Origin of the sequence: Photobacterium phosphoreum (assembly GCF_002954725.1) — a bacterium.
In the GTDB taxonomy this organism is placed as follows: domain Bacteria; phylum Pseudomonadota; class Gammaproteobacteria; order Enterobacterales; family Vibrionaceae; genus Photobacterium; species Photobacterium phosphoreum.
Genome location: NZ_MSCQ01000001.1, coordinates 2,688,497 through 2,689,196, shown reverse-complemented (window position 1 = coordinate 2,689,196; position 700 = coordinate 2,688,497). Strand labels below are relative to the sequence as shown.

Genomic DNA, 700 nt, shown 5'->3' with positions numbered 1-700 from the left:
TTTTTTGCTTTAAGCGCGATGCCTTCTTTGCTCATTTGAACTTTGCTGATTGGACCGATGATACCGTAACAGTTACGGCTAGGTACCATGTAGATTGGACGTGCGCCCGTTAGGATCAGACCTTGTTCAATTGATTTGTGACAGTTACGGTCACAAATAGCAATGTCGTCATCTTTCATACAGGCTTGCATGATAGTACGGTTTGAACCAGATGTACCTACGATACCAGAGTAAGACTGGTGAGCACCGAAGATCTTAGCTGCTTCAACTTCTGAATCTTTAAATGCGCCACTGTGGTCAAGTAATGAACCTAGTGCAGCACGTTCGATACCCATATCGGTACGGAACAAGTTTTCGCCGAAGAACTCAAAGAACTGGTTACCCGCAGGCGTCTTAGTAAAACCAATCCCACCTTGGTGACCTGGTGCAGACCATGAGTACTCATGGATATTGTTGTAGTGCATCATCGCTTTCATGAACGGTGGTAACACTTGTGCACGGTAACGACGCATTGAAGCAACGATACGGCCAGCAACGAAATCGGCGGTGTCTTCTAATACTGAGTAACACTCATCAACCCGTTCCATTAACTGGCGGTTGTTAAGGATCGAGGTACGTGCTCGTTCTGCTAGTAGGAAGACCGGCACTTCAGATTGGCGAGCTTGTAGTGCGCTAAGTAGTTCAACTTCTTCGTTTGAGC

Annotated in this window: 1 protein-coding gene; it reads right to left on the bottom strand. The window is 46.4% G+C overall.

The features are described 5' to 3' along the window. The coding region (locus tag BTO21_RS20245) for an Orn/Lys/Arg decarboxylase N-terminal domain-containing protein (RefSeq protein WP_276329518.1) at positions 1–700 on the bottom strand (700 nt) is incomplete at both ends.